Origin of the sequence: Scandinavium lactucae (assembly GCF_033843265.1) — a bacterium.
Lineage (GTDB): Bacteria > Pseudomonadota > Gammaproteobacteria > Enterobacterales > Enterobacteriaceae > Scandinavium > Scandinavium lactucae.
Genome location: NZ_JAWXRD010000040.1, coordinates 126,189 through 139,628, shown reverse-complemented (window position 1 = coordinate 139,628; position 13,440 = coordinate 126,189). Strand labels below are relative to the sequence as shown.

At 55.7% G+C, this 13,440-nt stretch carries 13 protein-coding genes; 10 read left to right on the top strand and 3 right to left on the bottom strand.

The window, feature by feature from the left end; genetic code table 11:
- Nucleotides 1–33 precede the first annotated feature (33 nt).
- The 6 genes from dmsD (at nt 34) to clcB (ending at nt 5,788) form a co-directional block, all read left to right on the top strand.
- Nucleotides 34–648 carry a Tat proofreading chaperone DmsD gene (dmsD, locus tag SIK69_RS18360; RefSeq protein WP_319630419.1) on the top strand — a complete coding sequence of 205 codons (615 nt, stop codon included), beginning with the start codon at nt 34–36 and terminating at the stop codon, nt 646–648.
- Nucleotides 649–949: 301 nt separating this feature from the next.
- Nucleotides 950–1,663 carry an osmoprotectant ABC transporter permease OsmY gene (gene osmY / locus SIK69_RS18355; protein WP_319786733.1) on the top strand — a complete coding sequence of 238 codons (714 nt, stop codon included), beginning with the start codon at nt 950–952 and terminating at the stop codon, nt 1,661–1,663.
- A gap of 19 nt (nt 1,664–1,682) precedes the next feature.
- Entirely contained in the window at nt 1,683–2,585 is a 903-nt protein-coding gene (osmX, locus tag SIK69_RS18350; protein WP_319630421.1) for an osmoprotectant ABC transporter substrate-binding protein OsmX, read from the top strand.
- Between the two features lie 9 nt (nt 2,586–2,594).
- Nucleotides 2,595–3,242 (top strand): osmoprotectant ABC transporter permease OsmW, encoded by a 648-nt coding sequence (gene osmW, locus SIK69_RS18345; RefSeq protein ID WP_319630422.1) that lies wholly within the window; start codon nt 2,595–2,597, stop codon nt 3,240–3,242.
- Nucleotides 3,242–4,390, top strand: coding sequence for an osmoprotectant ABC transporter ATP-binding protein OsmV (osmV, locus tag SIK69_RS18340; protein WP_319630423.1), 1,149 nt, complete (start codon nt 3,242–3,244; stop codon nt 4,388–4,390). The genes osmW and osmV overlap by 1 nt, the downstream gene beginning before the upstream one ends.
- A 102-nt stretch (nt 4,391–4,492) precedes the next feature.
- On the top strand, nt 4,493–5,788 hold the full coding sequence (gene clcB, locus SIK69_RS18335) for a voltage-gated ClC-type chloride channel ClcB (RefSeq protein WP_319786732.1): 1,296 nt from the start codon (nt 4,493–4,495) through the stop codon (nt 5,786–5,788).
- On the opposite strand, the gene bioD is transcribed toward clcB, so the two are convergent.
- The 3 genes from bioD to ynfL form a co-directional block, all read right to left on the bottom strand.
- Nucleotides 5,741–6,436 (bottom strand): dethiobiotin synthase, encoded by a 696-nt coding sequence (gene bioD / locus SIK69_RS18330; RefSeq protein ID WP_319630425.1) that lies wholly within the window; start codon nt 6,434–6,436, stop codon nt 5,741–5,743. The two genes, clcB and bioD, sit on opposite strands and share 48 nt — an antisense overlap.
- Before the next feature lie 129 nt (nt 6,437–6,565).
- Nucleotides 6,566–7,786, bottom strand: coding sequence for a sugar metabolism global transcriptional regulator Mlc (mlc, locus tag SIK69_RS18325; RefSeq protein WP_319630426.1), 1,221 nt, complete (start codon nt 7,784–7,786; stop codon nt 6,566–6,568).
- Nucleotides 7,787–7,879: 93 nt separating this feature from the next.
- Nucleotides 7,880–8,809 carry a multidrug efflux transcriptional activator YnfL/SxtR(Kp) gene (gene ynfL / locus SIK69_RS18320; RefSeq protein WP_319786731.1) on the bottom strand — a complete coding sequence of 310 codons (930 nt, stop codon included), beginning with the start codon at nt 8,807–8,809 and terminating at the stop codon, nt 7,880–7,882.
- 99 nt (nt 8,810–8,908) lie between these two features.
- Between ynfL and ynfM the strand changes: the two genes are divergently transcribed.
- The 4 genes from ynfM (at nt 8,909) to SIK69_RS18300 (ending at nt 13,376) form a co-directional block, all read left to right on the top strand.
- The gene (gene ynfM / locus SIK69_RS18315) at nt 8,909–10,159 is read left to right on the top strand and encodes a multidrug efflux MFS transporter YnfM/SxtP(Kp) (protein ID WP_319630428.1); all 1,251 of its coding nucleotides are present in this window, start codon (nt 8,909–8,911) and stop codon (nt 10,157–10,159) included.
- Between the two features lie 141 nt (nt 10,160–10,300).
- Nucleotides 10,301–11,791 carry a carboxypeptidase M32 gene (locus SIK69_RS18310; RefSeq protein WP_319786730.1) on the top strand — a complete coding sequence of 497 codons (1,491 nt, stop codon included), beginning with the start codon at nt 10,301–10,303 and terminating at the stop codon, nt 11,789–11,791.
- Between the two features lie 188 nt (nt 11,792–11,979).
- Nucleotides 11,980–13,029, top strand: coding sequence for a hypothetical protein (locus tag SIK69_RS18305; RefSeq protein ID WP_319786729.1), 1,050 nt, complete (start codon nt 11,980–11,982; stop codon nt 13,027–13,029).
- A gap of 20 nt (nt 13,030–13,049) precedes the next feature.
- A complete protein-coding gene (locus SIK69_RS18300; protein WP_319630431.1) occupies nt 13,050–13,376 on the top strand; it encodes a hypothetical protein in 327 nt (108 codons plus the stop codon).
- The last annotated feature ends 64 nt before the right edge of the window (nt 13,377–13,440 follow it).

Genomic DNA, 13,440 nt, shown 5'->3' with positions numbered 1-13,440 from the left:
CGTGTTAATTCGCGCCGCAGCAAGGAAACTATTATGAATCAACCGCGATTCGTTGAAGCCATCGCCATCACTGGCCGCATTCTCGGCGGGCTGTTCTACTATGACCCGCAGAGCGACAACATCGCCCCGCTGGTTGCCGCCTTCCGGGACGGCAGCTGGGCGCAGCAATGGCCTGAATCTATTCCGTTCAAAGAAGAATTAGTCGAAAGCTTCCAGGCCGAGTCTCAAGAGTCACTCGGTGAGGCCTACCAGCGCCTGTTCGTTGGCCCGTACGCGCTGCCCGCTCCACCGTGGGGGTCAGTGTGGCTAGACCGTGAAAACGTGCTGTTCGGTGACTCTACCCTGGCCCTGCGCGAGTGGATGCGGGAAAACGGCATCGCTTTTGATGCCGGGCAAAATGAGCCGGAAGACCACTTTGGCACCCTGCTGATGCTCGCGGCGTGGCTCAAAGAGAACAACCACGACAATGCCTGGCAGGAGCTGCTCGGTTGGCATCTGTTGCCGTGGTCGGGCCGTTTCCTCGAGGAGTTTATTGCTCACGCTGAACATCCGTTCTACCGCTCACTGGGTGAATTAGCGCAGCAGACGCTGGCATTCTGGCAAACCGAATTAGTGTTCCCGGTAGCAGAGAAAAAACTTTATCGTTAATCCCTGATCACCCGTCGCCCGGCGGGTGAATTAACTCTGATTTCAGGCACCTGCAAACTTTATATTTGTGACACCGTCACTTTAACTTTATCAATTTAAGACAATTCTTGCCCCTGCCTGTCCAGCCGTTACGTTATAAGGCGTAACACCTTATTTACATTTCCTGACGCCCCCATTTTTTTGCCCCTGTTTCTGGAATCCTTCCCAACCCCTTGCTATAGGTCTGAGACCCTGCCGGAACATGGCATAACAACAGCTAATCACGACAGCAATAAGCATGCAAACAGGGAGATACACTGCAATGCACACCTCTTTACTGACCCGCGCGCTGTTATTCATTGGCGCGATTATCGCGGTCCTGGCATTACTCACGTGGGAAATCGGTCTGGACACGCTTCGTGCTCGACAGGTCGATTTAGTCTATCTCGGACAACAGCACCTGATTCTGGTGTTTTCCTCAATGTTCTTCGCCCTGCTGGTCGGCATTCCCAGCGGCATTCTGCTCAGCCGTCCGGCTGCCCGCGGTGTCGCCGAATACGTGATGCAAATTTTCAACATCGGCAACACCCTCCCGCCGCTGGCCGTGTTGGCGCTGGCCATGGTGGTGGTGGGCATCGGTGATAAACCGGCGATTGTGGCGCTGTTCCTCGCCTCCCTGCTGCCCATTGTGCGTAACACCTACGCCGGACTGTGCTCGGTGCCGGGTTCACTGCTGGAGGCGGCGAAAGGGATCGGCATGACCAAATGGCAGCGTTTGATTCAGGTGGAGCTCCCTAACGCCTGGCCGGTGATGATGTCAGGGATCCGCATCGCCACAGCCATCAACGTCGGTACCGCCCCGCTGGCTTTTTTAATTGGTGCCAGCAGTTACGGCGAGCTGATTTTCCCGGGTATTTATCTTAACGACTTCCCGACGCTGATCCTCGGCGCGGTAGCCACCGCCCTGTTTGCCCTGATCCTCGACACGCTGCTCGCCGGGCTGGGACGCTTACTCAGTCCGCATACTGCCGAATAACAACAACAAGGAGCATTACATGAGACGATTTACCCGTCTGTTTGTCGCCGCCGCGGCGCTGGCTCTGGTTGCCGGTCAGGCACATGCCGCCCCGCTGATTCTGGCAACCAAGAGTTTTACCGAGCAGCATATTTTGTCCGCCATGACCGTGCAGTATCTGCGCAAGAAAGGATTCCAGGTGCAGCCCCAAACCAATATTGCGACGGTGATTTCGCGAAACGCGATGATCAATAAGCAAATTGATATGACCTGGGAGTACACCGGCACCTCACTCATCATCTTCAACCATATCAACAAGCGCATGTCGCCCGAGGAATCTTACGAAACGGTAAAACGTCTCGACGCGAAGCACGGTCTGGTGTGGCTCAAACCCGCGGAGATGAATAACACCTATGCCTTCGCGATGCAGCGTAAACGCGCCGAGGCAGAGAACATCAATACCCTGTCCGAACTGGTGGAAAAAATCGAACACATCCGTCAGACCGACCCGAAAAATAACTGGCTGCTGGGGCTGGATCTGGAGTTTTCCGGACGCAGCGACGGCATGAAGCCGTTGCAGCAGACCTATCAGATGCCACTCGACCGACCGCAAATTCGCCAGATGGACCCGGGTCTGGTGTACAACGCCGTGCGTGACGGTTTTGTTGATGCCGGGCTGATTTACACCACCGATGGTCGGGTGAAAGGCTTCGACCTGAAAGTGTTGAAAGATGATAAAGGCTTCTTCCCAAGCTACGCCGTCACGCCGGTGGTGCGTAAGGACACGCTGGAGGCCAATCCGGGTCTGGACGAGGCGCTGAATACGCTTTCCGGGTTGCTCAATAACGAGGTGATTACCGAGCTGAATAAGCGCGTAGATATCGATCACCAGTCGCCGCAGCAGGTTGCGCAGGACTTCCTGCGCAGCAAAGGCATGGTTTAAGGGGGAGCCATGGAAACGATTCACTACATGATGGATAACTGGAGTTATCTGGCAACCCTGACCTGGCAGCATCTTTGGTTGGTGCTGCTCGCCGTCGGGCTAGCGATTATTATCGGCGTGCCAATGGGTATTTTGATTGTGCGGCACAAATGGCTGGCAACGCCTGTCCTCGGACTGACCACCATTTTGTTGACCATCCCTTCCATCGCGCTGTTCGGCCTGATGATCCCGCTGTTTTCGCTGATCGGTCAGGGTATTGGTGCCCTGCCCGCTATTACCGCGGTGTTTCTCTACTCCCTGCTGCCGATTGTGCGCAACACCCACACCGCGCTCGACAGCCTGCCGCCGGGGCTGCGTGAAGCCGGACGCGGAATTGGCATGACCTTCTGGCAGCGTCTGCGCTGGGTGGAAATTCCGATGGCGCTGCCGGTTATTTTTGGTGGGATCCGTACCGCCGTAGTGATGAATATCGGCGTGATGGCCATTGCCGCAGTGATCGGCGCGGGCGGCCTGGGCCTGCTGCTGCTCAACGGTATCGGCGGGAGTGATATTCGTATGTTAATTGCCGGGGCGCTGATGATTTGCCTGCTGGCTATTGTGCTCGACTGGTTGCTGCACCGACTGCAGATTGTCCTGACACCAAAGGGGATTCGATAATGATAAAGTTAGAAAATCTGACCAAAGAATTTACACAAAAGAACGGCCAGAGCTTTAAGGCGGTCGATAACGTGAATCTCAACGTGCCGGAAGGCGAAATGTGCGTCCTGCTGGGGCCATCAGGCTGTGGGAAAACCACCACCCTGAAAATGATTAACCGCCTGATCCCGTCCAGCAGTGGGAAAATCCTGATTAACGGCCAGGACACCAGCGAGATGGACACCGTCAGTCTGCGTCGCAATATCGGCTACGTTATCCAGCAGATTGGCCTATTCCCCAATATGACCATTGAGGAAAACATTACCGTGGTGCCACGGATGCTCGGCTGGGATAAAGCCCGTTACAAAACCCGCGCCGAAGAGCTGATGGACATGGTGGCGATGGATCCAAAAAAATTCCTTAATCGTTATCCGAAAGAGATGTCCGGCGGTCAGCAGCAGCGCATCGGGGTGATCCGCGCGCTGGCGGCGGATCCTCCGGTACTGCTGATGGATGAACCCTTCGGTGCGGTCGACCCGATTAACCGTGAGGTTATCCAGAATCAATTCCTGGAAATGCAGCGCCAGCTGAAGAAAACCGTGATGCTGGTGAGCCACGATATCGATGAAGCACTAAAGCTCGGGGACCGTATTGCCGTGTTCCGACAGGGACGCATTGTGCAGTGCGCCAGCCCGGACGAACTGCTGGCGAAACCGGCGAATGAATTTGTCGGTTCGTTTGTCGGGCAGGACCGCACGCTGAAACGCTTGCTGCTGGTCTCTGCCGGGGACGTGACCGACCAGCAGCCGACGATCACCGTCAAACGTGATACCGCCCTGCCGGAGGCCTTCGCGACCATGGACGATCACGATATCCGCGCCATTACCGTGGTGGATAACGACGGGAAACCGCTCGGCTTTGTGAAGCGTCGCGAAGCGCGCCATGCTTCCGGCAGCTGTGCTGACCTGCTGCACCCATTCCGCGTGACAGGCAAGGCTGAAGACAACCTGCGTGTGGTGCTGTCGAAACTGTATGAGAGCAATACCAGCTGGATGCCGATCGTCGATGAGGAAGGCCGTTACAACGGTGAAATTTCCCAGGACTATATCGCCGACTACCTGAGTTCAGGCCGTACCCGCCGCGCACTGAATATTCATCCGGCGGATTAATCACCACGCCCCCTCGCCCGAGGGGGATTTTTGTGATTGTTTTTTGCCAACGCCCCGATTTCCTCGCACAATACGGTATCACTCTGAAAACCGTGAAAAACCATGCACCGTCTCCATTCATATCCGGACATTCAGGCGATGTTTCGCCGCCTGCTGATTGCGACGATTGTCGGTATTCTTGCCGCTCTGGCCGTGGCGGTGTTTCGTCACGCCATGTTCCTGCTCGAAAGCATTTTGCTGAGCAATGACAGCGGCAGCCTGGTCAATGCGGCGAGCCAACTGCCCGGATGGCGACGCCTGCTGACGCCTGCACTGGGCGGGCTGGCGGCGGGTCTTCTGCTGTGGGGCTGGCAGCGTTATACCCGCCAGCGGCCCCAGGCCCCGACCGATTATATGGAGGCTCTGGAAACGGGCGACGGTCAGTTTGACTACGGTTCGAGCCTGGTCAAATCGTTGGCGTCGTTGCTGGTGGTGGTCAGCGGGAGTGCCATTGGCCGCGAAGGGGCGATGATCCTGCTCGCCGCCCTCGCCGCGTCGTTCTTCGCCAAACGTTTCACCCCCAAAGCGGAATGGAAACTGTGGATTGCCTGCGGAGCCGCCGCCGGAATGGCCAGCGCCTATCACGCCCCGCTGGCGGGTAGCTTGTTTATCGCCGAAATCCTGTTTGGGACGTTAATGCTGGCCTCGCTTGCGCCGGTGGTGGTGGCGGCAGTGGTCGCCCTGCTGATGACCAATTTAATGAGCGGTGGCCCGGCGTTACTGTATATCGTCCACGTCGAGGCCCCGCACAGCGCCAGCGGCTACGGTCTGATGCTGGCCACGGGTTTGCTGGCCGGGCTGTGCGGGCCGCTGTTTGTCTGGCTGATGGGTGCCACGCATTCGCTTTTTCTGCGCCTCAAACTCTCCCCGCCCTGGCAGCTGGCGCTGGGTGGATTAATCGTTGGCCTGCTGTCGCTGCTGACCCCCGCGGTGTGGGGCAATGGCTACAGCGTGGTGCAAAACTATCTGCTGACGCCGCCGCTGTTTGCGGTGATTGGTGGGGTGTTCATGTGTAAATTACTGGCGGTGCTGGCGAGCAGCGGATCGGGCGCGCCGGGCGGAGTATTTACACCGACGCTGTTTGTCGGCCTGGCGGTGGGAATGCTGTTCGCCCGATTTTGGGGAATATGGCTGCCGGACGGCGACGAGATGGCGGTGCTGATGGGGCTGACGGGGATGGCGACCTTGTTAGCGGCGACGACCCATGCGCCGATTATGTCGACCCTGATGATTTGCGAAATGACCGGACAGTATACGCTCCTGCCCGGCTTATTGATTTCCTGCGTGGTCGCTTCGGTGTTATCGCGGACCTTACGCCAGGACTCGGTCTACCGCCAGCACGTCGCCGAACATGGTTAAATCGATATACTGACTGAGGTCACGCTGCTCGGCGCGGGGCAGATACGGGAGCTCACCCACCAGCGGCGCGGGCAGCTTTTTGCTCAACACGTCGATGATTTCGGCGTAATGGGCCAGGCCCGGGTTGATGCGGTTAGCCACCCATCCCACCAACGGCAGACCGTCGTTGGCAATCGCCTGGGCGGTCAGCAAGGCGTGATTGATACAGCCTTCCTGAATCCCGACCACCATCACCACCGGCAATTGTTCCTGCACCACCCACTCCGAGAGCGGACGCAGATCGTTCATCAGGCTGCGCCAGCCGCCAGTCCCTTCGATAACCACATGATCGACACAGGCGCTGAGTTCAGCCAGACCTTTGGACAATAACGAATAGTTAATCAGACCACTGTGCGCCACGCTACTTTCCTCTTCGCTCAGGGCGATAGGGTTGATGGCACTATAAGGAAGTTCAGGGGTGGTAACACTTTGCAGAACCAGCGCGTCTTTATTGCGCAGTCCATCAGGCGTTTCCTTGCTGCCTTTGGCGACGGGCTTGTAGCCTGCCACACTTTTGCCGCTGGCGGCGAGCGCCTGCAACAGGGCGCGTGATACCACCGTCTTGCCAACAGAGGTATCCGTACCTGTAATAAAGAAACGCTTAAGCATGTTTCACTCCACAGCTTTGACGGTGAATATATAAATCAGGGTGATAATTCAAAAGTGTGGAGAGTTTACGTGAACGCCTGAAAAGGCGGCTTGAGTTAGCGCAATTTTTGGCTTAACAATCCGTATTTGTTACCCTTGCAACAGCTTGATTAACAGTTGCCCGTTATAGAGGGCATCCTTGACTAACGCCGCGCCGGTCATGGTGCCACGGTTAAGGAACTGCGTGCCTTCTACGCTGATATGCTTGCTGTAGGCGGGCAGCGACTGCTGACGAATACAGGCGCTGATGGCCGGAAAAAGGATATCCGCCGCCTGATTAAAGGGCGAACCGATAAGAATTTTTTGCGGATTAAATAAATTGACCATGATCGCCAAAATGCGACCCACGTGAGTCCCTACCCCGCTAATGATATCTTTGGCTAATAAATCGCCCTGCAATGCCGCCTGGCACAGCCATTCCACCGTGAGCGGTTGTTGGTGCAGCATCGAACTCATGGACTGCTTCATGCGCACCTGCGCCAGTTCCAGCACGCTCTCAACGCTTGCGATCGTTTCCAGACAGCCGTGATTCCCGCAATAGCAGCGCTTGCCGTAAGGATCGACCTGCGTGTGACCGATTTCCACCAGGCTGCTGCTGCCCGCGTGCAGTAAACGCCCGTCGGTTATCACTCCTGCGCCAACGTTATGATCGATAACCACCTGGATCACATCCCGCGCGCCGCGTGACGCGCCAAACAAGGCCTCAGCCATGGTCCAGGCGCTGATATCGTGTTGCAGATAAACCGGCACCCCGGTGCGCGATTCCAGCGCTTCGCCGAGCGCCACGTCTTTCACGTCATCGTAAAACGGCATACGGTGGATGATACCGTTTTCAGTATCAATTATGCCCGGGAGGGTGATGGCAATGGAGGTTAAACGCTCCAGCTTTTGCTGGTGGCGGATAAAGAAACGATCGATGTGCTCGATGACCCGGTCGAGGAACGGCTTATCATCCACCAGGGCTAAGGTCTGCTCTTCTTCAACCACCAATTTGCTGCTCAAATCGCGCAGGGCGAGATTAATTTCGCCCCGGCTGATGCGCAGCGACAGATAGTGCCAGGCTTCGGTTTCGACCATCAGCCCCACCGCCGGACGTCCACGACTGCCCGGATCCTGAATTTCAGTTTCCTGTACCAGATGGGCTTCCAGCATTTCACGCACGATTTTGGTGATACTGGCGGGCGCGAGTTGCGCAAGGCGAGAAAGGTCGATGCGTGACACCGGGCCGAGCTGATCAATCAGGCGATACACCGCCCCTGCGTTGGTCTGCTTAATCTGATCGATATGCCCTGGCTGACTTTCTGCTACCACCGAAGACTCCCTTATTTTCGCGCTTCGAAATAAACTTTTGCTATGGTGAATCACTTCTACGTAATGCGTCAAATTTTTACTTAGGCTTGTGATTTACCGCACATTTTTTCGCGTATTTTCGGCAAAAAAGTCGACCATTGCCGCCGCCAATAGCTGCTCGCGAAAACGCAACGCCGCCTGGCTTTGCTCATGATGCCGGGACCATACCAGCCACATCTCCGACACCGCGTCTTCATCACTTATCGACAACCAGCGCATCTCATTGAGCTGCACCCGCTTAAATGAGGCCGGTAGGATCGACACGCCCAGCCCGGCGGAGACCAACCCGATAATGGTCATCGCCTCGCCGACTTCCTGGGTGATGGCCGGAGTACCAAAGCGTCTGAGCAGCCCAAGGATATCGTCATACAGTCCGGTGCCGACGTGCGGATCGAAGAACACCAGCGGCTCAAGCACCAGCTCAGCCAGGGTGACCGACTCCCGCTGTGCCAGAGGATGATCGCGATGCACCATTGCCAGCAGCGGTTCGCGGAGGATAACTTGCCATTCGAGGGTATCCGGCAGTTGCGTTTTGCGCATCAGTCCTAAATCCAGCGCGCCTTCGCTCAACGGCGCGATCTGCTCGCGAGTGTTGCTCTCCCGGGTCTGAATATGCACATCTGGATACTGCCGCCGAAAACGCGACAGCGTATCGGACACCGCCTTAATAAAGGGGGCCGACGACGTAAAGCCTATCCGCAGCTCACCGGTTTCTCCCTGATGCAGGCGAGCCGCACGGGCGGCAGCATCGTCAACCTGAATCAGGATTTGACGGCTATCGGCCAGAAACTGCTTCCCGGCGGCGGTCAGGCTAACGCTGCGGTTGGTCCGGGCAAACAGGCGAGCGCCAATCTGCTGTTCGAGGATTTGAATTTGCTGGCTGAGCGGTGGCTGGGAGATGTTCAGCCTGGCCGCCGCGCGCCCGAAATGCAGCTCTTCGGCCACCGCCACGAAGTAGCGCAGGTGTCGCAGTTCAATATTCATATGTTTAACGACTCATTTGAGATTATTAATATATTAGACAGAATATTTACAATTTCCTACTCTGGAGCCGTTAACTGATTTTTTAACAAGGAACCTTCCGTGAGCCGTACTACCACCGCTGACAGTCCCCCGGCCAGTGACGTCAGTGAGATCCGTCTTCCCGCGCCGGGCCAGTTTATCCAACGCGGTACGCCGCAGTTTATCCGCGTCACCCTGGCGCTGTTCTCTGCCGGGCTGGCGACCTTCGCCCTGCTCTATTGCGTTCAACCGATTCTCCCCGTGTTGTCGCATGAGTTTGGCGTGTCGCCTGCCAGCGCCAGTATTTCCCTGTCGGTTTCAACCGCCTTATTAGCGGTCGGTTTACTGTTTACCGGGCCGCTGTCCGACGCTATTGGTCGTAAACAGGTGATGGTCACCGCTCTGCTGCTGGCGTCCTGCTGTACGCTATTGTCGACGATGATGACCAGTTGGCACGGCATTCTGATTATGCGCGCGCTGATCGGCCTGTCGCTGAGTGGCGTGGCCGCGGTCGGGATGACCTATCTCAGCGAGGAAATTCACCCGAGCTTTGTCGCCTTTTCGATGGGGTTATATATCAGCGGGAACTCAATTGGCGGCATGAGCGGGCGGCTGATCACCGGGGTGATGACCGACTTCTTCGGCTGGCGTGTGGCCATTGCCATGATTGGTTGCTTTGCCCTCGCCGCGGCGCTGATGTTCTGGCGCATCCTGCCGGACTCCCGCCACTTTAAACCTGCCTCGCTGCGCCCAAAATCGCTGTTCATCAACTTCCGTCTGCACTGGCGCGATAAAGGCCTGCCGCTACTGTTCGCCGAGGGTTTTCTGCTGATGGGCGCGTTCGTGACGTTGTTTAACTACATCGGCTATCGCCTAATGATGTCACCCTGGTCGCTGAGCCAGGCGGTGGTCGGTCTGCTTTCCGTCGCCTATCTCACTGGCACCTGGAGCTCCCCGAAGGCCGGGGCGATGACCCAACGCTACGGTCGTGGCCCGGTAATGGTCGGCTTTACCGGGGTGATGCTGGGGGGGTTACTGCTGACGCTGTTCTCTTCCCTGTGGTTGATTTTCATCGGTATGCTGCTGTTTTCCGCCGGGTTCTTCGCCGCCCATTCCGTGGCCAGCAGTTGGATTGGCCCCCGCGCCCGTCGCGCACGCGGTCAGGCCTCATCGCTGTATTTATTCAGCTACTATCTGGGTTCAAGTTTTGCCGGCACCCTGGGCGGCGTGTTCTGGCATAACTGGGGATGGAACGGTGTTGGCGGCTTTATTGCGTCAATGCTTGTGCTGGCGCTTATCACTGGCAGTTGCCTGCATAAACGCCTGCATTGATACACCCATCCAGATGAACGGATTCATCATTTACCGCACGCTGTGACCTGTGATAGTGAATAGCTTGGTGGATAATCGGTATTCCACCCGCTATTTTTGCTCTCTTTCACATTTCGTCGTCACCCAACTGGATTCAGGAAAATGATTAATAACAACTATCAACAACTCACCCGCACCTTCCAGCGTTTATCCCGTTTTTCACACCTCTCCGCCATCGCGGGCTGGGACATGGCGGCGATGATGCCACCCGGTGGAAGTCAGGCCCGTGGCGAAGCCCTGGCCGAGCTCGGCGTACTTCAACATCAAATTCTGACCGATAAAAAGATCGCATCATGGCTGGAAGCCGCTCAGCAGGAAAATCTGAGCGATGACGAACGCGCCAACCTGCGTGAAATGGCCCGCGCGTATCATCAGGCGGCGCTGCTGCCGGAAAGCCTGGTGGAAGCCAAATCGCTGGCAGGCAACCGCTGCGAGCACGCCTGGCGTACCCAGCGCAAAAATAATGACTGGCAGGGATTTGCCCCGAATCTGAAAGAAGTGGTACGCCTGAGCCGCGAGGAAGCGAAAATTCGCGCCGAAGCCAGCGGCGGTTCGCGCTACGATGCCCTGCTGGATATCTACGAGCCAGGCATGACCAGCCAACGACTTGACGTGCTGTTCGCCGACCTGAAAAGCTGGCTACCGGATCTGCTGCAAACCGTGGTCGACAAACAGGCCAACCGCACACTGATTAACCCGCAGGGCCCGTTCCCGACTGAATCACAGCGCGAACTAGGGTTACAGGCGATGACGATGCTCGGTTTTGATTTCGACGGTGGCCGCCTCGACGTCAGCACCCATCCGTTCTGCGGCGGCGTGCCGGAGGATGTGCGCATCACCACCCGTTATGATGAAAACGATCTGCTCAGCGCCCTGTTCGGCGTGATCCACGAAACCGGTCACGCCCGCTATGAGCAAAACCTGCCCCGCCAGTGGGCAGGCCAGCCGATCGCCCACGCCCGTTCGATGGGTGTGCATGAGTCGCAAAGCCTGTTCTTTGAGATGCAGCTTGGCCGCAGCGCCGCGTTCCTGAAACAGATCCTGCCGCATATCGAGCAGCGTTTTGGCGCTCAACCGGCCTTCACCCTCGATAACTTTGTCGCCTGGAGCCAGACCGTTGAGCGCGGTTTCATTCGCGTCGATGCCGACGAAGTCAGCTATCCGGCGCACGTGATGTTGCGCTATGAAATTGAACGGGCGTTGATTGATGGCGATATCGAAGTAGATGACATACCGGGATTGTGGAATGAGAAAATGCAGCAGTATCTGGGGCTGTCGACCGAAGGCAACTACCGCAACGGCTGTATGCAGGATATTCACTGGACGGACGGCGGCTTTGGCTACTTCCCGTCTTACACCCTCGGGGCGATGTACGCCGCGCAGCTGTTCCAGGCCGCCCGCAAGGCGCTGCCGGATCTCGACCGTAATCTGAACGAGGGTAATTTTAGCCCGCTGTTCGGCTGGCTGTCACAAAACGTCTGGCAGCACGGCAGCCGCTACAGCACCTCGGAGCTTATCATCAACGCCACCGGCGAAGATCTCACCAGCCGCTATTTCCGCGAGCATTTAACCGCGCGCTATTTATCAGAATAAGCGTACCCTCTGCTCAACCCAAACGGCGCTGTGATAGCGCCGTTTGGAACTCATCAATTTATCTCACCACATTCTTATTATGTTTGGTGATGAAATAAGACATTACATCCCCCACGCATTGATCTATTCCTGTAGCAATTCCATTCACTAATGATTATTTCCCTGACCATATTGCGCCTGGGGGCATTATGTATAAAGGTTTCACTGCCGGATTACTGTCAGTGTGGTTACTGACGGGGTGTGCCGCGCAAACCGAAAACCAATATTCTGACAGCCTTATTGCTGCCGGAGAAAAAGCGATTGACTCCACTCGGCAACTTCAACGCTCCGAGCAGATCATCGCCAATAGTTATCGTCTGTTTATTTATGCTTCTGCTCCGGAATGTTTCAGTCAATCACTGGAAAAAACCTCGGTTATCTATCTTGATGCAAGCAATACAGCGGGAAAACTCTGTACCGAGGGTCGAATAACAGACTCACCCTTGGATCTCCCCGCTTTCGACCATACGCAATGGGTAAAAGATGAAGCCTTAATTCTCGAGGCGTTGTTGCATTACGTTTCGGCCCTTGTAGAGGCTAAAACGCTCACGCCGGGGCAGCAACAACGCTATTTTGACAAAGCCGTTCAGAACTTAAAACAAGTGGTTGCCCAGGGCGAGGCCGGACAACTGACCGCGAATGAGGGTCTGGAACAGAGTGCGCGGTCACTGTATACCGCCATCAAAAACATTCAGGATGAGGAGCGCAAAGCCTCCCAGACCCGGGCGGTCATTTTAGAAAATGCGGACAATATTCAGTGCACTATTGTGGCGATGGAGAAAAGCAACTATCTGCGGGTCGGGCGATACATCAACTGGCGCAAAAATATGACTGCGGTACATTCGATGGTTATCAGTTCTTCCGCTGGACGCAGCCGGAGTTATAGCGACACGCTCAACTTTGAACGGGATTATCAGAATCTACTCAGCAGTATTTCCACTGTGAGTCGAACACTCCCGGTAGAAAAATATACTCAGGTGAAATGTGGCGAGGATATTGATTACGCCGCCTATGCTCAACTCCCGCAGAACAGCGCCCTGGAAAACCTACGGAAATCTCAGGATGATATTATCAATATTTATAATGGCAATTGTGATCAATCCTGCGAGCAGAAACAGCGACAAAACTTAATCGACGGATTTAAAGCCACCGGGAAAATCGTCAAGGAACTTGTTGAGTCAGTAACCGTATTTATCTAAAACGTCTATGGGGGAATATTATGACTAATCAACCTATCAGTATTGGGCAATATTACACTATTTACCGGCTACTGTTTGATGAGCACAACCCGATGTCGGTTTACTCTTTATTAGCAAGTAACATGCACAGTTCCTGCCGCTATTGTGCCAGCGAAAGTATTCGCCTTTCCGGGATGGAGAAAATGTATGTCGACAAGGGATATGATTTTTATAAGACGAGATTCACGGCGGCACAAGCCGATAGCCTGATTAACACCCTTTACCTTTTGCAAACCGCGGCCAAGCTACATAACGACGATACCCACATGAGCTATCTGCTGACCCTGACTCAGGGCTCGCTTTACTGACAATAATACGGGTTGTACATATGGTTACACGCCGATACCAATCACCCACGGAAACCTCGATAAG